Origin of the sequence: Pandoraea sp. XJJ-1 (assembly GCF_026802345.1) — a bacterium.
Classification (GTDB): domain Bacteria; phylum Pseudomonadota; class Gammaproteobacteria; order Burkholderiales; family Burkholderiaceae; genus Pandoraea; species Pandoraea cepalis.
This window is the reverse complement of sequence record NZ_CP113827.1, coordinates 2,655,911-2,682,554: the sequence shown is the minus strand read 5'-3', so window position 1 is coordinate 2,682,554 and position 26,644 is coordinate 2,655,911. Positions and strand designations below refer to the sequence as shown.

Here is a 26,644-nt window from a genome sequence, read left to right as displayed (position 1 = left end):
GCCCTGGGAGGCTCCGAGGGGGCCGGAAACTCGTGGTTATTACGTTTTTTGTATCGAGGTCGATATGTTGGCGCGTATTTTGGCGGTTTTCCTGGTGGTCGGTTCGCTGCTCTCGTTGGCAGGCTGCAATACGGTCGACGGCGTCGGGCAGGATATTTCAGGCGCGGCGCGCACCGTCAAGCGGGCCCTGTAAGGGGCTGGTCCGGGCGAAGGGGACGTTTGCGCCTTCGCCAAAATCGATCAGCATGCCGCGTCCACTCGGTTCAACGCCGGATCGCCCCACTGCGATCTGTAGGGAACGTTGAGGTGTCGGAATTGACGCTTCATACCTGGTATCTCCGCTTCTTCCCACGCGATGTACGCAACGATCGTCTGCCACTCGGCGCGTCCGTTGCGATGGTTGTCCGCCTCGTTGGCGCCTCTTTGACGCGTTTTGACGCGTTTTGACGCTTTCCACACCTGCCCCCCAGACGGACCGGGGCCCCTTTCCGCCTCTCAAACATAAACCCAACTCGCTGCAGAAAGGGGCCCCGGTCCGTCTCCCCTCCGCGCCCCCAGTCCCTCCACCCAACGACCCAAGCCCGGCACCGCCCAAATAAACCACTTCGCCACTGATGCTTTGGAAACCCGTTATCCTTCTTTGGTTGACGCGCTTTCGGGCGCCCCCGTTTCTTTCGCTTTCCGCCGACGACACCGTCCCCGGCACCCGCTTTTCAGGAGTTCCCCCCTCGTGGCCGCTTTCGACATCGACGATATCGTCTCCTCCCTGCACTCGGCTCGCCTGCGCTGGCGCGACGGCCAACGCCGCCTGCTCGAATCCGGTGGGCGCGATCTGCCCTCCCGTGAACACCTCGCCGCCATCATCGGCGCCCTCAAAGGCGTGCTCTTCCCCATGCGCCTCGGCCCGCCAGACCTGCACCAGCAAGGCGAGAACTATTTCGTCGGTCACACGCTGACCAGCGTGCTCAACGGTCTCGCCGAACAAGCCCGCATGGAATGGCGCCATAAAGCCCGCCACGACGCCAACCTCACGCCCGCACGCATCGAGGAACGCGCCCACGCCACCATCCAGCAATTCGCCCAACGGCTCCCGACAATCCGCGAATTGCTCGACCGTGACGTGCTCGCCGCCTATCAAGGCGATCCGGCCGCCGGCAGCGTCGACGAGGTGCTGATCTGCTACCCAGGCATTCACGCGATGATTCACCACCGCGTCGCCCACGAACTCTATCGACTGGAATTGCCTCTGCTCGCCCGTATCATCGCCGAGCAAGCCCATTCGGAAACAGGGATCGATATTCACCCAGGCGCCCAGATCGGTGCCGGCTTCTTCATCGATCACGGGACAGGGGTGGTCATCGGGGAAACCGCGATTCTCGGCGAGCGCGTGCGCGTCTACCAAGCCGTCACGCTTGGCGCCAAGCGCTTCCCGGCCGACGACGACGGCAATCCGCGCAAAGGCCTACCGCGTCACCCGATCGTGGAAGACAACGTGGTCATTTACGCCGGCGCAACGATCCTCGGTCGCGTCACTATCGGACAAGGCTCGGTGATCGGCGGCAACGTCTGGCTCACGCAAGACGTCCCGCCGTTCAGCAACATCACGCAAGCAAGATCGCGCACGGAAGCCGGCTCGCCCCCGGTGTCCGGCTGCGATAACGAATCGTCCTGACGCATCCCGCCTGGCCCACGCCGCGCTCGGATCGGTCAGGCGGTATTCAACATCGAGGCCCCTCAAGCCCGTCAGGCAAGCCCCGCCGCGCCGGCGACAGCGCATAGCGCAACCACGGCAAGCGGCGGCGCTTTCCACCGCGTCAACAGCACGAACGCAATCGCGGCTACCGCGAAATCGGCGGCGCTGTGCACGGCGCTCGTCCACACCGGGGAGTACAACGCCGAGGCCAATATGCCCACGACGGCCGCATTCACCCCGGCAAGCATGGCCGCCGTCGATGCACGCTCACGCAGCGCCTGCCAATGCGGCAGCGCAGCCACGACGAGCAACAGCCCGGGAAGAAAGATCGCCGCCGTCGCAAGCACGGCGCCAAGCCACGGATGCAGCGGGCTCCCCGAGCGCCACCCAAGGTAGGTCGCGAACGTGAAGAGCGGGCCCGGCACCGCCTGCGCCGCACCATACCCCGCCAGGAAGTCGCTGTTCGACACCCATCCCGTCGCCACCGTCTGCTCTTGAAGCAGCGGCAGCACGACATGGCCACCGCCGAACACCAACGCGCCGGATCGGTAGAAGCCGTCGAATATGGCCACGGACCGCTCGTCGGTGAGATGGCGCAGGAACGGCAACCCGGCCAGCAGCACGCAGAAGAGGATCAGCGCCACAGCGCCCGCTGTACGTGAGATTCGGAATCGCGCGGGCGAGGGCAACGGCGGTGCCGCCATCGCGTGGCCCGAGCGCAGCAGCAGAACCCCAAGCCCCGCGCCCAGCACGATCACGATGAGCTGCGCAAACTGGGTGGTCGTCAACGCGAGCACAGTCATGGCGGCCAACGCGATCCCCGCGCGGCGCGTGTCGGGACATAATCGTCTCGCCATGTCCCATACGGCCTGCGCCACGACGGCGACCGCCACCAGCTTCAAGCCATGCAGCACGCCATCGCCGACCGGACCGCCCAGGTGCGGTGCCACGACGGCAAAGACCAGAAGCAGCAGCACCGACGGCAGCGTGAACCCGCACCACGCGGCGATGCCGCCCAACCATCCGGCCCGCTGAAGGCCGATGGAAAACCCAACCTGGCTGCTCGCCGGTCCGGGCAGAAACTGACACAACCCCACCAGATCGATGAAGCTCGCGTCGTCGAGCCAGCGACGCTGCTCCACGAATTCACGCCGGAAATAGCCGATGTGGGCGACCGGTCCGCCGAAGCTGGTCAGGCCCAGCAGGAGAAACGCGCGGAGCACTTCGAGGGCCGCGCGCGGACGCGTGGCGGCGGGACCGGGGACGGTCTCGATGTCGGTTTTCAAGGGGGCCAACTCACGTTATCCAGCAGTACAAGGTTCGCCATCATAGCGCTGAGGCAATGACCTCAGCATGACGTGAGCACGCTGGGGGCATCGCAAGCCTACGCCACGCCAGCCGTGGACGCTGCCGCTCAGCGTTGCGCATGGTAGAACTGCCATTTGCGGCATGGGCGGCGATTTCCGAATTTCTCGCTAGCGGCGGTGGCGACGGTGAGGCCTGCCACAATCGCCGGTTCGTTTCAGCAATCGCGTCTGCGCGGGCCGCGTTAGCGTTCTCCCCCTCGCTGCGGATGTTGTCCTTCGCAATCTCGCGATGGTACAACGCCGCCGAATTCATGGAGAAACGCTGAATGACTCGATTGCATTACGCCATGCCGCACCACGCGCATCGACCGACCGCCAATGCGCACCATACAAGACGGGGCATCGCTCGCCCCGCATTCGTCGACGACTGGCGGGCCGGTCTGTCGATGCCCTGTCGTCGCCCTGTCCAGACGCAGGCGCCTCTGCGTCCGGCGCCGCAGCCGCTGCCGACCGGATCCGTCGCTCGCGCAGCGGTTGGCGCAACGCGCCGCGAGATCCCCAATGCGGCCTTCGCGCTGGGCTTGCTCGCCGTTGTCTGTACGACCGGCGTGGCGGTCGCGGCCGTCGCCCCGGGGGCATCCGTTGCCGGGCCACGGTCGATCAGTCGTAGAGAGGTTCGTACCGAAGCGGGTCCAGCCACCGCACCGATAGCCTTGCCGCATTCGGACACAGTGTCCGGCATTCATGCGTTGCTGCGTGTATGGCCTTACCGCCCCGACGGCGGTGGCGTGATGGCGCAGTGCCTGCCGGCGCCGCACGCCAGGTCGCTCGGTCGGCCGCCAGCGCCAGCCGACAGCCGCGAGGCCCTGAGAGCGGGGCTCGAAGCGTACCGAGGGGATATCCAGTGCGCTATCGTCGCGTTGATTCGGGAATCCGTCGCCGTATCGGACGCGCAAACGCGTGCGGCGTTTGCCGATGCCGAGGTCCTGCGCCCAACCCATTGGCCTCTCGCCTGACGATGTCCGGGCTTGAATGTCTGGCCGCCATGGTGCGCGCCGATACGCTCCACCAGGATGCCATCGCGCTGCTCCAGCACCTTTGGCCGGACAACCCCATAGAAGCCTCTACTCATGCCACGCCGACGCCGACGCCACCGCCGTTTCCGAGATTTATCAAACACGAGCCATTCTCCGGTCCGCTGGGCCGAGGCGTGCAATGGTCGTTGCCGCCGGATGTCTACGTGGAGTACCTCCCGGACCTGACGCAGAACGGCGTAAAGGTGTTCGACATCGACGGTGTCCTGTACGGCGCGACCGTGGCGCACTCGCGCAAACACGCGTCAGACCTCCGGCCACTTGAGGACATCCGTCGCGAGCGTGGGCCGGAGTCGCTGTGCCGCATCTCGCGGGGAACGGGGATCGACATCGACGGCATGTGTCTCGAATGCCACTCCGAGCGACCCGACGAGGTCACGGTCACGGAGCAGGGCGCAACGCTTACGCAGCATCAGCCAATGAACGCGTCGCCACTCGCTCGCCTGCGTGTCGCCGTCTATTCCCGTTTGTCTCGAGCGGAGGACGGTAGCCACGTGTTCTTTGCCTTTGGGCGTATGGGGCGTCTGGACGAGCATGGCGTGCCGCACGTCTCGCCGGACTCGCCACTCGTCGATCCGTCGGTGTATGCGCCGGAGCTGGACGGCGAATTGTCCTTCTATGAGCAGTCGACGACGGAGGGGCCGGTCGGTGGGCGTCGCGTGCGTCTCACGCTTGGCGACATGCGCATCGCGGCGCCATTCGGAACGTATCGGGACACGGATGGCGCGCTGCATGGTGTGGTGCAACTGACGAGCGACGTTTATTACCGCTTCGGGTTGCCCGACAGCGACGAGGGCGAATCGTCACGTTCGTCACGTCGGGTGCGCCTGCACTTGCGCGAGGCGAAGCACCGCGACATTCGCGCGTACCGCACGGCGCAGCACCATCGCGCGGCCGCCGAGAACGCGACGGTGCTGCCGACGATCGCCTACGGCGATGCGCGCACGTTTCTGCAGTTGTATCTCAAGCTCTGGCAGCAGGCGCCGTCTCCGGGGGACGTCTGGCGCGGGCTTGAGGACGTTTCACTGTCGGTGATCGAGGCGCGGCAAGCGATTCGCGACCTGACGCTAGCCATCGAACATCGGGTCGTCGCCGCCAGAACACCGCCGGCGTCGCCCGGCGCCAGCGGCTTTTCTCCGCCCCCCGGCATCGATGCGTCGTTGATGCCGATGTTCAACCGACTGTGGAGCCACTGGCAACACTATCCGGCGCAAGCCGAAGCGTTCATCAATGCGATCGCGAGGGACTTTGTCTCGCGTCCCGCCCCGTTGGCCGTATGGTCGCAGTTGCCCTTCGTCGGCGACGTGGAAACGACACGCGATGTGCTGTCGATCTTCGAGACGCTGTTTCCCGGCATGTCGGGGATCCAGGCGCTGGTCGGCGGCACAGCGCGCGCGGCACGCGATGTCGGCGACCGGATGCGCGCCGTCTCGCGCAACGCGAATATCGCGGTGGCGGAAGTGACGCTCGTCGACGGCACGAGAACGATTTACTACTGCCTGTCGGGACTCCAGCGCACTACGCTGCGTACGAACACGCCGAGCGTGCGCATCGTGGACGCGGGCCGGGCGTATGCGCGGCGGGACCACAATGTCATCGCCCAACGCCGCACAGCAGCCCGCTCGGGAGAGGAGGTCATTTTCACCGAGCCGCCCGAACTGCGTCTGGCAATGGCCGACGCGGACCTGCCGACGTTCAACGCCGCCACGGGCGGGGTGCGGTCCCGCACGCTCGATACGGAGCGGATGATTCTGGCGCAGATCTATGCGGATCACCCGGTGGGCGAGAACGTCGTTCGCTCGATCGTGCTGTGCTCGCGTCTGCCGTTCTGCGACTCGTGTGCCGTCAATCTCGCCATGGTGCCGTACCACTATCCCGACGCTGAGCTGCGCTTCTACTATGTGGCCCCATCGCCGCGCGATCGCCGAACACAACCCGATGCCACGCCGGCGCCCCTTGCGGTGACGGTGTCGGCCGCGCTGGCCGGGCAGGCGAGAACCCACGCACACGCGCGCGACCCGGATGATCGGCACGCGCATTCCAGCCTGTAAGCGCGACGCTTGATCGATTTTCCAATATATTGACCGCTCGCGACGCCGCTTTTGGCGCCACTTCTGGCACCCTTTGCGGCGCCTGACGACTTCCCGGTTCGCCGTCCGCCCGTCGAGGGGCATGCGGACCGGGGGCTGAGCCTAACGGCAAAGGAACGATGCACGCATGACGGTGCCCGACGCTCCAGCACAAGCGCCCGCCATCGGGTTGGGCGGTGCGGCGCGAGATCTCTACCGCGCGCTCTGGCGTCACGCCCACGGCGTGCGGCTGCATTTGCTCGGCGCCGCCGGCCTGTTGTCGGCTGCACAGTTGTTGCGTCTGACCATGCCGTGGCTGGCGGCACAGGCGATTAATGCGCTGCAACAAGGCGACATGACGACGGCGGGCCGCTGGATCGTCTATCTGGTCGGTGTCTATCTGGTGTCGTGGCTGCTCCACGGCCCGGGCCGGATACTCGAGCGCAACGTCGGGGTTCGCGTGCGTGTCCGGCTGGCCGATCAACTGTATGCACGGATCGCCACCGCACCGCTCGCATGGCGCGATGGCCGCCACTCGGGCGAGTTGCAGCACCGCGTCGTGCAATCCAGTCGCGCCCTGTCCGACTTCGCCCAGAATCAATTCGGCTATCTACAAAGCGCCTTCAATTTCGTCGGGCCGCTGGTGGCGCTCGCATTGCTGTCTCGCACCAGCGGTGTGATTGCCGTGACGGGCTATGTCGTCGTGGCGCTCATCATCCTGCGGTTCGACCGTGTTCTGATGCAGCTCGCGCGCGCAGAGAACGACGCCGAACGGCGCTACGCCGCCGCATTGCTCGACTTCGTCGGCAATGCGGGCACGGTGATCGGCCTGCGCCTGCAGGCAGCGTCTCGCAAAGTGCTGGGGCGTCGCATGGAGACGGTGATGGCGCCGCTGCGTCGCGCCGTCGTGGTGAACGAGGGCAAATGGTTCGCCGTCGATATTCTCGGCATGGGGCTGACTTGGATCCTGGTCATCGTCTACGTGTTGCAGTCGCGCCAGCCGGGGCAGGCGGTGTTGCTCGGCACGGTATTCATGATCTACCAATACGCACAGCAGGCGGCGACGGTGGTCGGCGCGATGGCGTCGAACTTCCAGAGCTTCGCCCGCATGCACACGGATTTCGGCAGCGCCGCGCCGATCTGGGCGGCACCGGGCGAGCCCGACGCGATCGCCCCCGCTGTCGTGCCTGATGCGCCGTGGGACACACTGACATTGCGCGGCGTGTCGTGGCATTACGCCGACGACACGCGTGGCGGACTTCATAGCGTTGACCTCGTGCTCCGGCGCGGCACCCGCGTGGCGCTCGTTGGCCCCAGCGGTGGCGGCAAGAGCACACTGTTGCGCACGCTCGCCGGACTCTATCTCCCGCAGCACGGCCAATTGCTGCGCGACGGCGCGTCAACGCCGTGGGCCGATCTGCGCACGCTGGCCACACTGATTCCGCAGGAAGCCGAAGTGTTCGAGGCGAGCGTGGAGGAGAACCTGACGTTTGGGGAACCGTCCGACGCGCAGTCCGTGCAGGCCGCCGTGCATGCGGGGGCATTCGACGACGTCCTCCAGCATCTTCCTGAGGGCCTGGCCAGCACCCTCAACGAGCGCGGCGGCAACCTTTCTGGCGGTCAGCGACAACGGCTCGCGCTCGCGCGGGGCGCGCTGGCAGCGCGAGGGAGTTCGCTATTGCTGCTCGACGAACCGACCAGCGCGCTCGACCCGCTAGCCGAGGCACGGGTATTCGATCGCCTGTATGAAGCGTTCCCGAACGCCTGCATCGTCGCGTCGGTGCACCGGCCGAGTCTGCTCGATCGATTCGACACCCTCGTGGTCATGGACGGGGGACGCGTTGTCGACGCCGGCCCGCGCGACGAGGTGCTGGCCCGACGGACCTAGTCCAAAGCGCTATATCAGCAAGGATATAGCGCTTTGCGCCGCCATCCGGGCGGGCAACGTCAAGCAGAAACGGGGCACGGCTTATATAGCACTACAAGAAATATCGACACGTGTTGAGCCAACGCAAACCTTCGATGCGACGCGCTTTACATGACGCAGGCGAAGGAGAATAATCGCCTCGTATTCGAAGACCCGACTGCGCAGTCGTTGCCTTAAGCCGGCGGGAACCGCCCCCCAACACTTCGGAATCGTGTGGCGTTCCCGCTTTCGCTCGCCTGTCGGCGCAGTCTTGCGCCGACTCATGCCAGGGAAACGCCATGAGTCATTTCGTTGACCGTCTTCGTTTTTTCACGTCTTCACGTCCCCAGTTCTCCGAGGGGCACGGCGCCACGACCGATGAAGACCGCCACTGGGAAGACGCTTACCGTCAACGCTGGCAATTCGACAAGATCGTGCGCTCGACGCACGGGGTCAATTGCACCGGGTCCTGCTCCTGGAAGGTGTATGTCAAAGGCGGCATCGTCACTTGGGAAACGCAGCAGACCGATTACCCCCGCACACGCCCTGACATGCCGAACCATGAGCCACGTGGCTGCTCGCGCGGCGCATCGTACTCCTGGTATCTCTACAGCGCCAATCGTCTCAAGTATCCGCTCGTGCGCAGCGCACTCGTGTCGCGCTGGCGCGACGCGCGCAAGTCGCTCGCGCCGGTCGAGGCGTGGGCCTCCATCGTGGAAAACGAGGCGTCACGCCGTGCCTATCAGGCCCGTCGCGGCCTCGGTGGCTTTGTGCGTGCCTCGTGGGACGAGGTCAATGAGATCGTTGCCGCCGCCAATGTCTACACGGTCAAGCGCTATGGCCCGGATCGCGTCACCGGCTTTTCGCCGATTCCGGCGATGTCGATGGTGTCGTATGCCGCGGGCGCGCGTTATCTGTCGCTGATTGGCGGCGTCTGCCTGAGCTTCTACGACTGGTACTGCGATCTGCCGCCGGCCTCGCCGCAAACGTGGGGCGAGCAGACGGACGTGCCTGAGTCGGCCGACTGGTACAACTCGACGTTCATTGTGATGTGGGGCTCGAACGTGCCGCAGACGCGCACGCCGGACGCCCACTTCATGACCGAGGTGCGCTACAAGGGCACCAAGATCGTGTCGATTTTCCCCGACTACGCGGAAGGGGCGAAGTTCGGTGACCTGTGGCTGCATCCGAAGCAGGGCACCGATGCCGCGCTGGCGCTCGCCATGGGACACGTGATCCTCAACGAGTTTCATCTGGCCGGCAAGAGCGATTACTTCATCGACTACTGCCGACGCTTCACGGACATGCCGTGTCTCGTTCGGATGGTCAAGCAGGGCGACGGCTACGTGCCGGAGCGCCAACTGCGCGCGGCCGACTTCGACGGCGCGCTGGGCCAACCGCACAACGCCGACTGGAAGACGGTCGTGATCGATGAGCTGAGCGGTGATTTCGTCGCGCCGGTCGGCTCGATCGGTTATCGCTGGGCACAGGGCGACGACGCCAACCAGGGGAAGTGGAACCTGCGCGAAGAGGGCCCCGATGGCAAGCCCATCCAGCCGTGCCTCACGCTGGTGAAGGGCCACGACGAGGTCGTGCCCGTGCTCTTTCCCTATTTCGGCAACCAGCCTCATGCGCATTTCACCTGCACGTCGCACGCCTCCGTGCAGCGCCGCAATGTCGGTGTGCGCCGCATCCAGACCACCGAAGGCGAAGTGCTGGTGGCAACCGTCTACGACCTGTTCATCGCGAACTACGGGCTCGATCAGGGCCTCGGCGGCGAACACATCGCCCACACCTACGACGACGATGTGCCCTACACCCCGGCGTGGCAGGAAGCGATCACCGGCGTCAAGCGGGAAGACGTGATTTCGGTGGCCCGCCAGTTCGCCGAGAACGCGCACAAGACGCAGGGCAAGTCGATGGTCATCATCGGGGCCGGTATCAATCACTGGTTCCACATGGATATGTCGTACCGCGCGATCATCAATATGCTGGTGATGTGCGGATGCATCGGGAAATCCGGCGGCGGCTGGTCGCACTATGTCGGCCAGGAAAAGCTCCGCCCGCAAACGGGCTGGACGCCGCTTGCGTTCGGGCTCGACTGGCACCGCCCGCCGCGCCAGATGAACGCAACGTCGTACTTCTATGCGCACACGGACCAGTGGCGTTACGACAACAGCGATCCGTCGGGTCTGCTCTCGCCGCTGGCGGACAAGACCCCGTTCCACGGACGCCCCATCGATTACAACGTGCGCGCCGAGCGCATGGGCTGGCTGCCGACGGCGCCTCAACTGCAGACCAATCCGCTCGATGTCGGCCGCTCGCTGCCCGACCCGTCGAAGGCGGGCCAGTATGTGGCGAACGCCCTCAAGGACGGCACGCTGCGCATGGCGTGTACCGACCCGGATCACCCCGACAACTTCCCGCGCAATCTGTTCGTGTGGCGCTCGAATCTGCTCGGGTCGTCAGGCAAGGGGCATGAGTACTTCCTGAAGCACCTGCTGGGCACCACGCACGGCGTGCAGGGCGAAGACATCGGCAAGAGCCACGGTGCCCGTCCGGAAGAAGTCAAATGGCGCGACGAAGCGCCCAAGGGAAAGCTTGACCTGCTCGTGACGCTGGACTTCCGGATGTCCACCACATGCATGTATTCCGACATCGTGCTGCCCACCGCCACGTGGTACGAGAAGGACGATCTGAACACGTCCGACATGCATCCGTTCATTCACCCGCTCTCGGCCGCCGTCGATCCGGCGTGGCAGGCGCGCAGCGACTGGGAGATCTTCAAGGGCATCGCGAAGCGCTTCTCCGAATTGTGCGACGGCCATCTCGGCAACGAGACGGACGTGGTGCTCGCGCCCATTGCGCACGATGCCCCCGGCGAACTCGCGCAGCCGTATGAGGTGAAGGACTGGGGCGCGGGGCAGTGTGACCCGGTGCCGGGCAAGACCGCGCAAGGCGTGGTCGTCGTCAAGCGCGACTATCCGAACACCTACCGTAAATTCACGTCGCTCGGCCCGTTGATGGATTCGCTCGGCAACGGCGGCAAGGGCATTCAGTGGGAGACGCACGAGGAGATCGACCTGCTCGGGCAGCTCAATTACAAGGTCTCGGAGGCCGGGGTGTCGAACGGCAGGCCGCGCATCGAGTCGGCGCTCGACGCCGCCGAGGTCATTCTCACGCTGGCGCCCGAGACCAATGGCGAGGTGGCCGTGCGGGCGTGGCAGGCACTCACGAAAGTCACTGGCCTGTCGCACAAGCATCTTGCCGAAGCCCGCGCCGACGAGAAGATCCGCTTCCGCGATATTCAGGCCCAGCCACGCAAGATCATTTCGTCGCCCACCTGGAGCGGGATCGAATCGGAGCACGTGTCGTATAACGCCGGTTACGTCAATGTCCATGAACTCGTGCCATGGCGCACGTTGAGCGGACGTCAGCAGCTCTACCAGGACCATCCGTGGATGCGGGCGTTCGGCGAATCGCTGTGCGTCTACAAGCCACCCATCGACACGGGCAGCTATGCGCACATGCTCGGCCAGCGCAGCAACGGCAATCCCGAAAAGGTGCTCAACTTCCTCACGCCGCACCAGAAGTGGGGCATCCACAGCACCTACACCGACAACTTGCTGATGCTGACCATGTCGCGCGGCGGACCGATCGTATGGATGTCGGAGGCCGACGCGCGCGAGTTGGACATCGTGGACAACGACTGGATCGAGTGCTTCAACGCAAACGGGGCGTTGTGCGCCCGTGCCGTGGTGAGTCAGCGGATTCCAAGCGGGGCCGTGATGATGTACCACGCGCAGGAGAAGATCGTGAATACGCCGGGCTCGGAGATCACCGGCACGCGCGGCGGCATTCACAATTCGGTCACGCGCATCAGCGTCAAGCCGACCCATATGATCGGCGGGTACGCCCAGCTTTCGTACGGCTTCAACTACTACGGCACTGTCGGCTCGAACCGCGACGAATTCCTGGTAGTGCGCAAGATGAATCGTATCGACTGGCTCGACGATACCGCCGACCAGGTGCTCGTGCCCCCGACCGGAGAACGCCAATGAAAGTGCGTGCGCAGATTGCCATGGTGCTCAATCTGGACAAGTGCATCGGCTGCCATACCTGTTCGATTACGTGCAAGAACGTCTGGACGAGCCGCGAAGGCATGGAATACGCCTGGTTCAACAACGTCGAGACCAAGCCGGGCATCGGCTATCCGAAAGACTGGGAGAACCAGAAACGCTGGCGCGGCGGCTGGACGCGCAAGGCCAACGGCAAGCTCGAACCGCTGCAGGGTGGCAAGCTCAAGCTGCTCGCCAGCATTTTCGCCAATCCGCATCTGCCGGAGATCGACGATTATTACGAGCCGTTCACATTCGACTACGGTCATCTGCAGACCGCCTCGGATGCGAAAGCCATGCCGGTGGCGCGGCCGCGCTCGCTGGTCACCGGCGAGCGCATGGAGAAGATCGAGTGGGGACCGAACTGGGAAGAGATTCTCGGCGGCGAGTTCGCCAAACGCTCGCAGGACTACAACTTCGAAGCGGTGCAGAAGGACATCTACGGCCAGTTCGAGAACACCTTCATGATGTACCTGCCGCGCCTGTGCGAACACTGCCTGAACCCGGCGTGTGTCGCATCGTGCCCCTCGGGCTCGATCTACAAGCGCGAGGAGGACGGCATCGTGCTCGTCGACCAGGACAAGTGCCGCGGCTGGCGCATGTGCGTGTCGGGTTGCCCGTACAAGAAGATCTACTACAACTGGCACAGCGGCAAAGCCGAGAAGTGCATCTTCTGCTACCCGCGCATCGAAGCGGGGCAGCCGACCGTCTGCTCGGAGACGTGCGTGGGCCGCATTCGCTATCTCGGTGTGCTGCTCTATGACGCCGACCGCATCAGCGAGGCGGCGGGTGTTGCCGACGAGAAAGACCTGTACGAGTCGCAATTGTCGGTCTTCCTGGACCCCAACGATCCGGCGGTGATCGCGCAGGCCAGGCTCGACGGCGTGCCCGATGCGTGGATCGAAGGCGCCAAGGCGTCACCGGTCTACAAGATGGCGGTCGACTGGCGCATCGCGTTCCCGCTGCACCCGGAATATCGCACCCTGCCGATGGTCTGGTACGTGCCGCCGCTCTCGCCGATCAACGCCGCGGCCAACAGCGGCGATCTCGGCATGAACGGCGCGCTGCCCGACGTGGCGTCGCTGCGCATTCCGCTGCGCTATCTCGCGAATTTGCTGACCGCCGGCGACGAAGCCCCGGTGAAGCTAGCCCTTGAGCGCCTGCTCGCCATGCGCGCGTTCATGCGCGCACGGCACGTCGACGGCGTGCAGGCCGACGACGTGCTGGCCCAGGCGGGTCTGTCCGTCGCTCAGGTGGAGTCGATGTACCGGTATCTGGCGATTGCCAACTACGAAGACCGGTTCGTGATTCCGACTGCCCATCGCGAATACGCCGAGAACACGTTCGACATGCATGGCGAATGCGGTTTTTCGTTTGGCAACGGATGCTCGTCGGGCAACGACACAGGCAACCTGTTCAACCCGGTCAAGAAGAACAAGCGGACCATTCCGATTCAGGAGATTTGAGATGTCCGCCTCCGATACCCCCCTCGGCTTGCAGTGCCGCCTGCTCGGCGCACTGCTGCATTACCCGGACGACGAAGTGGCCCTCGCATTGCCCGAGATCGAGCAGACGCTGCTGGGCAGTCCGCGCATTGGCGGCGCCGCGCGGCGTGAGCTCGACGCGTTCTTTGCCTACTGGCGCGAGCGCGATTTGCTCACGTTGCAGGAGAACTACGTGGCGCAGTTCGACCGTGGCCGCGTGACGTCGCTCTACCTGTTCGAACACGTCTACGGCGAGTCGCGCGATCGCGGGCAGGCGATGGTCGACCTCATGCAGACCTATGAGCGCAGCGGCATCTATCTGGCGCCCGGCGAACTGCCCGACTATCTGCCCGCGTTTCTCGAATACGTCGGGGTCCTGCCGGAGTCGGAAGGCTTGGCGCGTCTGAAGGACATCGAGCATCTCCTGCAGGCCATCGATGCCGGGCTCGCCAAACGCGGATCGCCCTATGCCGGACTCACGCGCGCGCTGCTCTGGCTGAGCGGTGCAACCGCGGCGCAGCGCGAGACGCAGACGCCGCCCGAACACATCGACGACGCGTCGCATATTCCGCGTGCGGCGGACTACGATGCCATCGACGCCAGCTATCAGGATGCCCCGGTGCGCTTCATGGGCGCGGGCCATCCGAGCGGGCAGGGCAATACCGTCGGTGAACCGATTCAGTTCCATGCGCGCCGTCCCGGGCGCTGAGTTCGGAAAGCAAGGAGTGTGACCATGCAAGCTTTCTTTCATCAGTTTCTGTTTGGCATCTATCCGTACATTTGCCTGACGGTGCTGCTCATCGGCAGCCTGATCCGCTTCGACCGCGAGCAGTATTCGTGGAAGAGCGATTCGTCGCAATTGCTCAAGCACGGCATGCTGCGCCTGGGCAGCAATATGTTTCACTGGGGCGTGCTGGTCGTCGTGGCCGGGCATTTTGCCGGATTTCTGGCGCCGCACTGGCTCGTTTCGCCGTTCCTGAACGCGTCGCAGCACCAGTTGATCGCGATGGTGGGTGGCGGAGCCGCGGGCGTGGTGGCCATCATCGGCCTGACGATCCTCATCGCCCGTCGCATCGGCACGCCGCGCGTGCGTGCCACGAGCCGCACGTGGGACATTGTCATCGTGTTCATGCTCTGGATTCAGCTCGCGCTCGGACTCGGCACGGTGTTGCTCTCCATGCGGCACATGGACGGCGCGATGTTCGAGCAACTGACCGATTACGTGAAAGGCATCGTGACATTCCAGCCGGGCGTGGCGACCTTGCTTGAAGGCGTGCCGCTGACCTATCGCGCGCATATCGCGCTCGGCTTCACGATCTTCCTCGTATCGCCGTTCACGCGCATGGTGCACATCTGGAGCGGTCTGGCGTCCGTGGTCTATTTGATCCGCCCGTATCAATTGGTGCGCAAGCGCTGAGGCGCGGCGTTAATGGTTGCACCTGAACGTCGATAAGCGTCGAATAACGTCCCTACGGCCAAGGACCCTCAACATGCAAACCTTGTTGGCAGATGCCCGCGCGCCGGTGCGCGTGAACGGTGTCGAGATCCCCACGAGCGCCATCGACGAGGCGGCGGCAGAACTTGCCGACGCGCCGATCGCCGGCGCCGATCCGACGGCCGATGCCGAGACGATGGCCCGCTACGCGCTCGCGATCCGCGAGTTGGTGCGCCAGCGTGCCGTCGAGTTGGGGCTGCCCATCGACGCCGACCGGCCCGATGCGATGGCCGATGCGGTGTTCGCGAAGGAAGTCGCGACGCCCGTGGCCACCGCCGAGGAATCGCGTCGTTATTACGAGCAGCATCGCGATCGCTTCACCAGCGGCGAACTGGTGCACGCCAGCCATATTCTGTTCGGTGTGACCGGTCGAGCACCGCTCGCGCTGGTGCGCGCCAAGGCGGAAGAGACGCTCAACGCGATCCTGCAAGCGCCCGACCAGTTCGAAACGATGGCGGCGGAGCGGTCGAACTGTCCGTCCGCGCAGGTGGGCGGGAGCCTTGGCCAGCTCGAGCGCACGAGCTGCGTGCCGGAGTTCGCGCAAGGCATTTTCGGTTCGGACGAGATCGGCGTTCTGCCGCGGCTGATCAAAACCCGCTTCGGCTTTCATCTGGTGCGAATCGATCACCGGGTGCCGGGTGCGCTGATTCCGTTCGAGGCCGTCCAGGACGACATCGCCACGATGCTAACGGCGCAGGTGCGCCTGCGCGCCACGCGTCAGTACGTGCAACTTCTGGCCGCGCAAGCCGACCTGGAAGGCGTGACGTTTGCGAGCGCCGACGGGCCGCTGGTCCAATAAAGGAGAAGGGATGGATATCGCACGCGTTGCCGCATCGCCATCGGTTGCCGGCAATCTGCCCGCGCCGGGCGCCAAGGCGTACTCGGTGTTGTTCGCGAGTACGTTCGCATTTCTCGTCTGTTTCGTGGTCTGGATGATGTTCGGCGTGCTGGGCATCCAGTTGCGCGAGGACCTTGGCCTGAACAGCACAGAATTCGGTCTGCTCACGGCGACGCCGGTGCTGACTGGCGCAGTGATGCGCCTGCCGCTCGGGATCTGGACGGACCGCTTTGGCGGGCGCCTCGTGATGACCGTGTTGCTGGTGACGTGCGCGATTCCCGTGTATGTCGTCAGCTACGCGACGCAGTTGTGGCAATTCCTCGTTATCGGGCTATTTCTTGGGTGCGTGGGCGCGTCGTTCGCCGTTGGTACACCCTATGTCGCGCGCTTCTTCCCGCCGGACAGGCGCGGATTCGCGATGGGTTTTTTCGGGGCAGGCACGGCGGGGGCGGCCGTCAACCTGTTCATCACGCCGAGCTTGGAGGCGGCGTACGGCTGGCGTGCGGTCCCACGCATCTATGCGGTCGTGCTGCTCGTCACGGCAGTGATCTTCTGGCTGGCGTCCGCGCCAGACCCGGGCGCGGGGAAGAAGGGCGGTTCGATCCTGGCGTCGTTCAAGGTTCTGAGCAATGCACGCGTATGGCGGTTGTGTCAGTACTACTCGATCACCTTCGGCGGGTTCACGGCGTTGTCGCTATGGATTCCCCAGTATCTCAAGGCCGAATACGGCATGACAGTGGTGATGGCCGCGGCGGTGGCGGCCGGTTTTTCGCTGCCCGGCTCGGTGCTGCGCGCGGTCGGTGGCGTGCTCGCCGACAAGTTCGGCGCGCACGCGGTCACGTGGTGGTGCCTGTGGGTGGCTTGGATCTGCCTGTTCCTCCTGTCGTATCCGAAGACCGATTTCGTGATCTACACGATCCAGGGACCGCAAACGTTCCACATCAGCGTATCCGTGGTGGGATTCGTGATGCTCGCGTTCGTGCTGGGTGCCGTGTTCGCTTTCGGGATGGCCTCGACGTTCAAGTACGTGGCGGACGAGTTTCCCGAGAACATGGGCGTCGTGACCGGTATCGTGGGGTTGGCGGGTGGCCTGGGCGGGTTCCTGCTGCCGATCCTGTTCGGCGCGCTGCTCGACATCGTCAAGATTCGCTCAAGTTGTTTCATGCTCCTTTATGGCGTCGTTTGGGTCTCGCTGATCCTGATTTATATCTCTGAAGTGCGACGCGCGAGGGTGATGTAGGCGGGCAGGGGTGGCGTTCGTGGGCGACGGGAGCGGCTATCTATACAATTCACCTCCATAAGAAGATGAGAGGTATGGAGCGATGGATAGTGTAGAGAACGTGCGAGCGTTCCTCGCGGTGGCCGACATGGGCAGCTTCACCGCGGCCGCGCGCAGGCTCGACGTGTCGGCGCCGGTGGTGACCAAGCGGGTCAGTGCGCTGGAAAAAGAGCTCAAGGTGCTGCTTTTCCAGCGCACCACCCGCAGCCTCACCCTGACGGCCTCGGGACGCGACATGCTGGGCGCAGCGCGCGAATTCCTGGCCGCCTACGAGCGACTGTCCGAACGCGCCGTGGTCGATGAACGCTCGCTTGGCGGGCGTTTGCGCGTCAAGGCACCTGCATCGTTCACTAACCACTTCCTCGGCAGGCTGCTCAACGCGTTCTTCCTGTCTCATCCCAAAGCCAGCATCGAGCTGCAACTGGCCAACCGCGCCGTCGACCCCGTGCTCGAGAACTTCGATTTCGTGATCACGGGCCTGCCCGTGACCTACGAGGGCGTCGAAGCATTCCCCTTGTGTCCGTTCAAGCGCCACGTCTACGCGTCGCCCGATTATCTGGCGCACCAAGGCACCCCCGAGCATCCGTCCGACTTGCCCGGCCATCGCTGCCTGCTCTACTCGTACCAGAACACCGTGCGCACGTGGACGTTTACCGATGCGCGTGCCGGCGACATCCAGGTCACTGTCGACGGTGGCTTCGCGACCAACGACATCGACGCCATGCACAACGCCTGCGTCGACGGCATGGGCGTGGCGATCCTGCCGCGCTATCGGGCGCGCGACAGCGTTCTGGCGGGTCGGCTGGTGCAGATTCTTCCGGGGTTCGGACTACCCGACTACTGGATCAAGGTGTTGCGTCCAGCGAACCATCACAATCCCAAACTGTTCCATGCGCTGCTGGATTTTCTCGTCGAAGGACTGGCGAGGCTGAAGGCGCAAGGGACCGACCTGTGAGCCCCGCCGCCGTATCGCTTGCCTCGCCCTGAGGGCGCAGCGCGATTATTTCCAAATCGCGTGTTCTGAACTTCCACTCCGCTGCTATGTCTGCGCGCCCCGTTCGGCCATGATCTGGCCGACCGGTGTACGGCATGCCCGATGCCCGGCGACATCCGACAGAAAATAAGAGATATAGGAGACAACCTTGAAGCACTGGATCGCTTGTCTGCCGCTCGCGGCATGCTCGCTGAGCGCGTTTGCGCAAAGCAACGTCACACTCTATGGCGCGGTCGACGCCGCCATGACCTACGTGAACAACACTGGCGGCAGCTCGGCCTGGCAGGCCGCGAGTGGCGGGCGCGCCGGTGACAAGTTTGGCTTGCGGGGTGTCGATAATCTCGGGGGTGGCCTGTCGGCCATCTTCACGCTCGAAGCCGGCTTCAACATCATGAACGGCACCGCGCAACCGGCCAACACGTTGTTCGGACGTCAGGCGTTCGTCGGTCTGTCCGACGCGCGACTCGGTACGCTGACCATCGGTCATCAGTACTCGATGACCAACGACTACTTCGTACCGCTGTCCACCTCGTTCATGTTTGCCGGGGGACTTGGCGCGACGTTGGGCGACATCGACGGCTCGTGGAACTACAACAAGATCAATAACGCCGTCAAATACGAGAGTCAGACCTACGGCGGTCTGAAATTCAGCACGATGTTCTCGTTCGGGAATGCGGCGGGCGATTTTGCCAAAGACCGGACGTACGGCGCAGGCGCTTCGTACACGAGCGGTGGCCTGTTGATCAGCGGTGCGTACATGAACATGCGCACCCCCGGCACGTCGATCTTCGGCGCGACGAGTGCGGCACAGCCCGGTGCCGCCTATAGCAACCCGGTCACCAACCCGATCTTTCAGAACTACGTCACGGCCACGAGCCAGCAGGTCGTCGGCGGTGGGGCGAAATACACGTGGGGTCGTTCGCAGGTCTCGGCCATGTACGAGAACGTGCGCTTTCTCGACATCGTGCGCACTGCGGCCAACCCATCGGCACCGCCCAACGCTGTCTTCAACAACTATCAGATCAACTACGGCTACAACCTCTCGGCGAACACAATGGCTGGCGTCGGTTACCAGTACAGCTTCGCGCCGGGTGGGCATTATCAGTCCGTCGAAGGCGGGGCCGCCTACAATTTCTCCAAGACCACCTACGTTTACGGAATTCTCGTCTGGCAGCACGCAAGCGGGCACGATTCAACGGGCAAAGCCGCCGTGGCCGACATCTTCGGGTTGAACGCGTCGACAACCCCCAACCAATTGGCCGTGCGCGTCGGATTGCGCAAGCTGTTCTGACGATATCGAAGGGGCCTGAACTCGCATGTCAAAGACTACTCATCTTCCGAACGCCCATTCGCCGCTCGATCTTCAGTCGTTCCTCGATGGACGCCGAATGTCGCGGCTGCAGTGGCGCGTCGTCGCCCTGTGCTTTCTGATTGTCGCCATTGACGGCATCGACATCGGACTGGCGGCATACATCGCGCCTTCGGTGCGGCGCGAATGGGGCCTGTCGGTGGCGCAACTCTCACCGATCTTTCTGTCGGCGCTGCTCGGCATGATGGCCGGCTCACTGGTGTTCGGACCGCTGGCCGACCGGCGCGGTCGCCGGCTCGTGTTGCTCGCGTCGGTCGCCACCTTCGGCCTGGCGACGTTGGCGACACTGTTCGCAACGAACGTTACCGAACTGTCGATCCTGCGCTTCGTCGCCGGCGCGGGCATCGGGGGGGCTTCGCCTGCCGCCGTCACGCTCACGGCCGAGTACGCGTCGGGCAAGCGCAAGCTGTCCATCATCACCTTGATGATGTGCGGCAACTCGATGGGGTCCGCCGTCGGCGGCGTGGTGGCCTCGCAGATCATCGATCGGCACGGCTGGCACGCCATGGTGCTCGTGGGTGGCGTGTTGCCGCTGTTGTTGTTGCCGGTCTTGTGGGCGCTGCTGCCCGAGTCGATGCGTTTTCTCGCACTGCGCCGCCCGCATGAGCAGGAGCGCCTCCGCGCGCTTGGACGCCGAATCGCGCCCGATGACGTGACGTTGCAGACGACCTTCGTTGCCCTTGAGACGAAGCCGAGCCGCTCGCCGGTGCGCGAGTTGCTGGTGGCGCCTTATGCGCGCGGCACGTTGCTGTTGTGGGCGACCTTCTTCATGGGACTGTCCGTGCTGTACTTGATGGCAAGCTGGCTGCCGACCATCATCACCAACGCCGGTGGCTCCATGCGCAACGCGGCACTCATCACCGCGCTGTGGTCCATCGGCGGTACGACCGGCGGTTTGCTGCTGGGACGCGTCATGGACAGTGCCAAGCCGACACGCGTACTGGGCGTGGCCTATGCCGTGGCCTTCGTCACCGTGATTTGTGTTGGCCAGACATTCGGCAAAGTTGCCATGCTCGCGCCGCTCGTATACCTGGCGGGTGTTTGCATCAGCGGCACGCAGGTTGGCCTCAACGGCCTTGCGGCGACGTATTACCCGACGGCGAACCGTGCCACGGGCGTGGCCTGGGCGACGGGCATTGGTCGCTTCGGCTCGATGCTGGGCTCCAGCATCGGCGGCATATTGCTCGGTTCAGGCATGGCGTATCCCGTGCTGTTCCTGATCGTCGGCATTCCCGCCTTGCTTGCCGCCTGCTGCATGTTTGCGATGCCACCGCTCCGGCGCGAGCCGGTACCGGTGCTGACGCCCGTGACGCGCTGAACGCGCGGCCCCTTTATCGACAACTGGACAAACGACTCATGGTATTTCCCGGCCCGGCGTTTCTGGCGCTCTGGAATGACGTTGCGCCCCAGCATGCGCAGGAATACAACCGCTGGCACATGCGTGAGCATGTGCCGGAACGCGTCGGCATCGACGGCTTCATCGAAGGGCGACGCTACCGGCACGCGGCGTCGGGGCAACGGGAATACTTCACCGCCTATGGCGTGACGGCTCCCGAAGTGTTCGAGTCGCAAGCCTATCTGAACGTGATCGATGCGCCGACACCGTGGTCTGCCAATATGCGCGACACGTTGACCCACGTTCTGCGGGCGCCGTGCCGCACGCTCGGTTCGGCGGGGCGCGGCACAGGGGGTGCGCTCGCGTGCGTCCGAATTCGCGCCGCAGCGCCGGCGGCACCCGCCCTAGCCGAGTTGATTACCGCCTGCGCCGCGCTCGACGGCGCGGTCGCCGCCCACCTGGGGGCGGTCTTCGCCGCGCAGCCGAATGCGTTCGCTCGCTGGACCGCGTCCGAGACGCCTACGCACGTCCTGCTTGTCGAGACGGAAGACCTGCAGGCCGCCGGCACCTTGAGCTCGGCGATTCGTGCCTTGGTGAACGACGCGCTGTCGGTCTCGCAGCCCCCCAGCGTCGACGTGTATTCGCTGATTTTTGCGATTGGTCACGCAGATGTCGACGACTCGCTACGCCGTGCCCGCTGACGCGCCGTCGGCAGTGACAACGAACGATGTTTTCCGGAGTTCCTCAATGAAAGCCCTGCAAAAAGCGAGCGCCGCCTTCGGTCTCGAGTGGCGCGATGTTCCCGAACCCGAACAGCCAAGCGCGCAAGAGGTCATTGTCGACGTGACTGCCGCTGGAATCTGCGGCAGCGACGTTCACATCTACGACTGGTCGGGTGGCTACGATTTCCTGCGAGGCGCGCTCCCGGTGACGTTAGGCCACGAATTCGCTGGCCGCATCGCAACGCTCGGTGCCGACGTCCACACGCTGCGCGTCGACGATGCCGTCTTCGTCATCCCCTCTGTCGAATGCGGCGTCTGCGAGCACTGCGTCGCCGGTCGCCTCGATGATTGTCGCGACCGTCGCGGTATCGGCATGCTGCGCGACGGTGCCTTTGCGCCGCGCGTACGGGTGCCGGCCGCGAATTGCCTGACGTTTCCGGCGGAGATCGATGCGAGTGTCGCATCGCTCGCGGAGCCCCTGTCCATTGGGCTGTCGGCGATCAAGACGGCGGAAGTGCGTGCAGGCGACCGCGTGCTGGTGATGGGCCCCGGGACGATCGGTCAGGCGATCGCGGTGCTGGCGAAGGCCCGTGGCGCGCAGGTGGCGATCGTCGGACATAACGACGCCGAACGCCTCGCAACGGCCCGCGCGCTCGGCATCGACGCGACACTGGATCTCGACGGTGCGCAAGAAGGCGCCATGCGCGCGGTGTTGGGCGGCAGCGAATACGACGTCGTTATCGAAGCGACGGGCGTTGGCGCAGCGGTGCAGGCCGGGCTTGATGTGCTACGTCCGTCGGGCGTATTTGTGGTGTGCGGGATTCACGGCAAGCCGATCAGCTTCGACGGCGCGAAGCTGGTCCGGATGCGCCATCAGATTCGTGGGACCTACCGTGCGGCACGCGCGACCTGGCAAGAGGTGCGCGACTTCCTTGTCGCGAATCATGTCTCGCTAGCGCCGATGGTCACGCACCGGCTACCGCTCGCGCAAGCGATCGAGGGATTCGAGATGGCGCGCCGGAAGATTGGGTCCAAGATCGTACTCGTTCCCTGACGCAGGGCGGCATGGGTGCGCGAAGTCCTCGCGCGTGCGAGCATGACTCGGGCACGCTAGCCATCCCGGGATGGCGGGCACTCCATGCCCCAGCGGAAATGGCCGCTGCGTAACAAGACCGGCGCGCCGAGGCAGAGCCCGAGATAGCGCTCGGTCATTTTTTCGATGGCCGGCCGATTCGCTCGGAATGCGGCCATCAGATCGTCGACGTTGCACGATTTCGCGCCAAAGTGATCCTCCAGCGCCTCGGCGGAGATGGCACACAGCACACGCTTGTGGTTAAGATCGGCCGCGAACTCGATCGTCAGGTCGTCGCCGTTATAGGCCGGCGCGACGTGCGGAAACTCAATCTTCATGACCCAACTCCTCGGATGCGCGCGGGCGGCGGTGGCGCTCGTCGGACTCGCCGGTCGCGGTGGGGGTGTGGCCAGGAATGGCTTCGTCGCCCTCCAGGTAGGCCTGTTCCATCGATTCCACGACATGGCACGGCCAGCCAAGGCGCTCTGCAATCCGCCGGCGGAGGCTGTCGGACGCGGCCGGCTCGCCATGATTGAGAAAGATGTGCCGGACCGGTTTGTCGAATTTCGAAAGCCAGGCGAGCGTCTCGTTGAAGTCGGCATGAGCGGACAGCGTGTCGAGCTGCACGACTTCGGCACCCACATGAACGTAATCACCGAAGATCTTGACCTCGCTGCCGCCGCTGACCAGCGTCGCGCCGCGGGTGCCGGGCGCCTGGAAGCCGGTAAAGAGCACGGTGTTGCGCCAGTCGCCTGCCATCGCCTTGAGGTGGTGCAGCACACGCCCGCCAGTGGCCATGCCGCTCCCCGCAATGATGACCAAGGGGACGGCGCGGGTATCGAGCCATTTCGACTGCTCCACACCGGAGACGAACGTCGCCGCGCCACACATGTCCGCGCATTCGACCGGGTTCAGCCGGTGATCGGTCCGGTGCGCCGCGTAAGTGTTCGTGACATTGATCGCCATGGGGCTATCGAGATAGACCGGCACGTCCGGAATGCCACCGGACGCCTTCTGCTTCGCAATCCAGTAAAGCAGGCTCTGCACACGACCGACGGCAAACGCCGGCACGATCACGGTGCCACCCCGGGCGAACGTTCGGTTCAGGATTTCCGCCAGTTGCGCACCGGGATCGGTCCGGTCGTGCAGCCGATCCCCATACGTCGACTCCAGCACCAGGAAATCCGGTGACTCGGGAACTGCCGGGGGCAGCATGATCGGATCGTCCTGCCGTCCCAGATCGCCCGAAAACAGCAGCTTCCGGCCACCGACATTGAACTGCGCCATCGCCGCGCCCAGAATATGGCCGGCATGCCAGAAGTGCAGCGTGATCTCGGGGGACACTTGAAACGGCGTATCGAATGGCAGCGGCTTGAGCAGCGCGATCGCGCGGTGTGCGTCTTCAGCGGTAAACAGCGGGAGGGCAGGCTGATGCTTGGATTTTCCGTGACGGTTCACGAACGCCGCCTGTTCTTCCTCGAGTCGCGCACTGTCGAGCAGCAGAATCTCGCATAAATCGCGCGTTGCGGATGTGCAGTAGACCGGACCCTTGTAGCCATAACGCGCGAGCACCGGCAGGTAACCGCTATGGTCGATATGGGCGTGCGTGAGCACCACGGCGTCGAGGCGCTGGACGTCGAACGCGGGCGCCGCCCAGTTGCGAGCGCGCAAATTCTTCACACCCTGAAAGGCGCCGCAGTCGATCAGAATTTGCCTGCCGGCGGCCGAAAGCAGGGTCTTGGAACCGGTCACGGTGCCGGCGGCCCCCAGGAAGCGCAACTGCATGAAAACACCTCGCACGATGTCCGGGAAGCCACATGGCGCCCGGTATTGGCAGGATAGTCCGCCGGTGCCGGATCAGCCCGCGACGTGGCCGTGGACGTTGATGTGTATCAAGGACCATGTTCGCGTTCGCCCATCGCTCGCTTAACTGCCGCTACCGTGTAATCGTCACGATGGCAGACGGTTGACTCGGCCCGCGCGCGAACTTCGCTGCTACCGCGTTTTTCGCGCTCGCTGTGCCCCGACCTGTCGTCGAGTTCACCCATTGACCTTAGTGAGGACGACGCAATGCCTCATCGAATCCTGCTTGCCACGGACGGTAGCGAGACGTCTTGGCGCGCCCTGCATGAAGCCATCCGATTCGCGATGCCCGACGACGTCGTTCGGGCGGTCAGTGTGATCGACGATCCTTTCGCCCACTATCAGGCGGCGTTCGCCTCTCATATCGATCTGGAAGCGGTCCGCGACGCCTTGATTTCAGAGAACCAGCAGACGTTGAGCGATACCTACAAGACACTGCGTGAAGAAGGGATCCAGGCCGACACGCGCTCCATCGATCTGCGCGCCTGGGGCGGCACGGTTGCCGACGCCATCATTCGGGAAGCCGAGCGGTGGCACGCCGATCTCCTGGTGCTCGGCACGCACGGGCGCAAGGGCGTGCGGCGGCTCTTGATGGGCAGCGTTGCCGAGCAAGTGCTTCGCCAAACGCATCGGCCTGTCATGTTGGTGACCGGGCCCGCCCCATCGCCGCAAGGCCCGTCCACGGCGGCAACCGCCACCGATCAGGGGTGAAATCATGTTGAAACGTATCCTGGTCGCCATCGACGGCAGCCCCACGGCCGATAAGGCGTTTGACTATGCGCTGGCGCTCGCCAAGGCGCGTGGCGCGCACCTGCACGTCGTGTTTGTCGTGGACATCCCGGTGGCCTACGTGGCCGATGCCGATCCGTTTCCCTTTATCGAAGCGATGCGGCTACAGGGCAAAGCGATTCACGATACGGCCACCCAACGGCTCAAGGGGGAGGGCGTTGACGGTGACGTCGAGATACGGGAACTCCTGCCGCTCGGGGGCGATGTCGCGCACCAGATCAACGTAGCGGCCGATGAAGACCAGGCCGATGTGATCGTCATCGGCACGCACGGCCGGCGCGGGGTTCAACGTCTGGCGTTGGGGAGTGTGGCGGAGAACTGCGCGAGACAGGCGCAGCGCCCCGTCATCCTCATTCCCCCGGCTGCGGCCGACGCGGGCAGTGCGGCGGCGTGAGTGTTCGTCGGTGGCGGTCGGCGCGGTCGCAGACGCTCGGCATGACGCGAAATGATCGCGAACGGCCCACGCGTGTAGAATTGGTCGGATGGATATGCTATCTCATACACCCGCGCGTATCGCGAAGGCGATACCTCCGAATCCAGTACGCGACACAGGGGACGGGGCATGACTCGCATTATCGTAGCGGACGATCACACGTTGGTCAGGGCCGGGTTGCAGCGCATCCTGGCCGGCAGCGAGAATCTGGAGATTGTGGGTGAGGCCGCGAATGGCGCACAAGCGATGGCGCTCCTCGAGCAGACCCCCTGCGATGTTCTGCTGCTGGATCTCTCGATGCCCGGACGTAGCGGCATCGACTTGATCGTGCAGATCAAGGCTTCGTTTCCTCGGCTGGCGATTCTCGTGCTTACCATGCACGGCGAAGAACAGTACGCCGTACGCGCGCTTAAAGCGGGCGCCGCCGGTTATATGACGAAGGAAAGCGCGCCGTCCGAGCTGGTGCTCGCCGTCAGGAAAGTCGTTGCCGGTGGCGTGTATCTGAGTCTGGCGATGGCCGAGCGGATCGCACAGGATCTGGCAAGTGCCGTTGGCGATACGCCGGGCTATCGGCGCCTGTCCGACCGGGAATTCGACGTGTTCCTGATGCTGGCGCGGGGTCTGAGCGTGAGCGATATCGGCGATACCCTGTGCGTGAGCGCCAAGACCGTGAGCACCTACAAGGCTCGCGTGTTGCAGAAGCTCGACCTCAGGAGCCAGACCGATCTGGTCCATTACGCGATCAAGCACAATTTGTTACGGGACAGCCTCTGACCGGGCGGT

At 64.5% G+C, this 26,644-nt stretch carries 22 protein-coding genes; 19 read left to right on the top strand and 3 right to left on the bottom strand.

The features are described from left to right. Positions 1–64: 64 nt before the first annotated feature. Both OYT13_RS12225 and epsC read left to right on the top strand, forming a co-directional pair. Entirely contained in the window at positions 65–193 is a 129-nt protein-coding gene (locus OYT13_RS12225; RefSeq protein ID WP_017232138.1) for a hypothetical protein, read from the top strand. A 537-nt stretch (positions 194–730) separates the two neighbouring features. Further along, positions 731–1,672: a serine O-acetyltransferase EpsC gene (epsC, locus tag OYT13_RS12220; protein WP_261938553.1), complete on the top strand. Its 942-nt coding sequence runs from the start codon at positions 731–733 to the stop codon at positions 1,670–1,672. A 71-nt stretch (positions 1,673–1,743) separates the two neighbouring features. Here the strand turns inward: epsC and chrA are convergent, their stop codons facing one another. Continuing rightward, complete coding sequence (chrA, locus tag OYT13_RS12215; RefSeq protein WP_442796489.1) at positions 1,744–2,979, bottom strand: chromate efflux transporter; 1,236 nt, start codon at positions 2,977–2,979, stop codon at positions 1,744–1,746. Between the two features lie 347 nt (positions 2,980–3,326). Here chrA and OYT13_RS12210 point away from each other — a divergent pair, with 347 nt between their 5' ends. The 14 genes from OYT13_RS12210 to OYT13_RS12145 all read left to right on the top strand — a co-directional run bounded on the left by OYT13_RS12210 (position 3,327) and on the right by OYT13_RS12145 (position 22,758). Continuing rightward, positions 3,327–4,016 carry a hypothetical protein gene (locus OYT13_RS12210; RefSeq protein WP_268567830.1) on the top strand — a complete coding sequence of 230 codons (690 nt, stop codon included), beginning with the start codon at positions 3,327–3,329 and terminating at the stop codon, positions 4,014–4,016. 2 nt (positions 4,017–4,018) lie between these two features. Next, entirely contained in the window at positions 4,019–6,145 is a 2,127-nt protein-coding gene (locus tag OYT13_RS12205) for a deaminase domain-containing protein (protein ID WP_268567829.1), read from the top strand. Positions 6,146–6,311: 166 nt separating this feature from the next. Beyond that, positions 6,312–8,051, top strand: coding sequence for an ATP-binding cassette domain-containing protein (locus OYT13_RS12200; RefSeq protein ID WP_268567828.1), 1,740 nt, complete (start codon positions 6,312–6,314; stop codon positions 8,049–8,051). Between the two features lie 317 nt (positions 8,052–8,368). Beyond that, complete coding sequence (locus OYT13_RS12195) at positions 8,369–12,130, top strand: nitrate reductase subunit alpha (protein ID WP_268567827.1); 3,762 nt, start codon at positions 8,369–8,371, stop codon at positions 12,128–12,130. Continuing rightward, on the top strand, positions 12,127–13,653 hold the full coding sequence (gene narH / locus OYT13_RS12190; RefSeq protein WP_017234418.1) for a nitrate reductase subunit beta: 1,527 nt from the start codon (positions 12,127–12,129) through the stop codon (positions 13,651–13,653). Before OYT13_RS12195 ends, narH begins: the two co-directional genes overlap by 4 nt. Position 13,654: 1 nt before the next feature. Next, positions 13,655–14,380 carry a nitrate reductase molybdenum cofactor assembly chaperone gene (gene narJ / locus OYT13_RS12185; protein WP_268567826.1) on the top strand — a complete coding sequence of 242 codons (726 nt, stop codon included), beginning with the start codon at positions 13,655–13,657 and terminating at the stop codon, positions 14,378–14,380. Positions 14,381–14,404: 24 nt separating this feature from the next. Next, on the top strand, positions 14,405–15,088 hold the full coding sequence (narI, locus tag OYT13_RS12180) for a respiratory nitrate reductase subunit gamma (RefSeq protein WP_017234420.1): 684 nt from the start codon (positions 14,405–14,407) through the stop codon (positions 15,086–15,088). A 73-nt stretch (positions 15,089–15,161) separates the two neighbouring features. Continuing rightward, the gene (locus tag OYT13_RS12175; protein WP_268567825.1) at positions 15,162–15,965 is read left to right on the top strand and encodes a peptidylprolyl isomerase; all 804 of its coding nucleotides are present in this window, start codon (positions 15,162–15,164) and stop codon (positions 15,963–15,965) included. Positions 15,966–15,975: 10 nt separating this feature from the next. Next, positions 15,976–17,244, top strand: a complete 1,269-nt coding sequence (locus OYT13_RS12170) for an MFS transporter (RefSeq protein WP_017234422.1) — start codon at positions 15,976–15,978, stop codon at positions 17,242–17,244. An 82-nt stretch (positions 17,245–17,326) separates the two neighbouring features. After that, positions 17,327–18,238: a LysR family transcriptional regulator gene (locus OYT13_RS12165; protein ID WP_017234423.1), complete on the top strand. Its 912-nt coding sequence runs from the start codon at positions 17,327–17,329 to the stop codon at positions 18,236–18,238. A gap of 187 nt (positions 18,239–18,425) precedes the next feature. Then, complete coding sequence (locus tag OYT13_RS12160; RefSeq protein ID WP_268567824.1) at positions 18,426–19,568, top strand: porin; 1,143 nt, start codon at positions 18,426–18,428, stop codon at positions 19,566–19,568. A gap of 25 nt (positions 19,569–19,593) precedes the next feature. After that, on the top strand, positions 19,594–20,964 hold the full coding sequence (locus OYT13_RS12155) for an MFS transporter (protein WP_017234425.1): 1,371 nt from the start codon (positions 19,594–19,596) through the stop codon (positions 20,962–20,964). 38 nt (positions 20,965–21,002) lie between these two features. Continuing rightward, positions 21,003–21,683 carry a DUF4286 family protein gene (locus OYT13_RS12150; RefSeq protein WP_268567823.1) on the top strand — a complete coding sequence of 227 codons (681 nt, stop codon included), beginning with the start codon at positions 21,003–21,005 and terminating at the stop codon, positions 21,681–21,683. 46 nt (positions 21,684–21,729) lie between these two features. Then, positions 21,730–22,758 carry a zinc-dependent alcohol dehydrogenase gene (locus OYT13_RS12145; RefSeq protein ID WP_268567822.1) on the top strand — a complete coding sequence of 343 codons (1,029 nt, stop codon included), beginning with the start codon at positions 21,730–21,732 and terminating at the stop codon, positions 22,756–22,758. Positions 22,759–22,814: 56 nt separating this feature from the next. Here OYT13_RS12145 and OYT13_RS12140 read toward each other — a convergent pair whose 3' ends face one another. Together OYT13_RS12140 and OYT13_RS12135 are read right to left on the bottom strand one after the other, a co-directional pair. Continuing rightward, complete coding sequence (locus OYT13_RS12140) at positions 22,815–23,114, bottom strand: DUF1488 domain-containing protein (RefSeq protein WP_017234428.1); 300 nt, start codon at positions 23,112–23,114, stop codon at positions 22,815–22,817. Further along, a complete protein-coding gene (locus OYT13_RS12135; protein ID WP_268567821.1) occupies positions 23,104–24,561 on the bottom strand; it encodes an MBL fold metallo-hydrolase RNA specificity domain-containing protein in 1,458 nt (485 codons plus the stop codon). The genes OYT13_RS12140 and OYT13_RS12135 overlap by 11 nt, the downstream gene beginning before the upstream one ends. A gap of 285 nt (positions 24,562–24,846) precedes the next feature. On the opposite strand from OYT13_RS12135, the gene OYT13_RS12130 reads away from it, so the two are divergent. From OYT13_RS12130 to OYT13_RS12120, 3 genes are all read left to right on the top strand, one after another. Then, positions 24,847–25,350 (top strand): universal stress protein, encoded by a 504-nt coding sequence (locus tag OYT13_RS12130; protein WP_017234430.1) that lies wholly within the window; start codon positions 24,847–24,849, stop codon positions 25,348–25,350. Positions 25,351–25,354: 4 nt separating this feature from the next. After that, positions 25,355–25,822 carry a universal stress protein gene (locus tag OYT13_RS12125; protein WP_017234431.1) on the top strand — a complete coding sequence of 156 codons (468 nt, stop codon included), beginning with the start codon at positions 25,355–25,357 and terminating at the stop codon, positions 25,820–25,822. Between the two features lie 168 nt (positions 25,823–25,990). Next, a complete protein-coding gene (locus OYT13_RS12120; protein WP_017234432.1) occupies positions 25,991–26,635 on the top strand; it encodes a response regulator in 645 nt (214 codons plus the stop codon). Positions 26,636–26,644 lie beyond the last annotated feature (9 nt).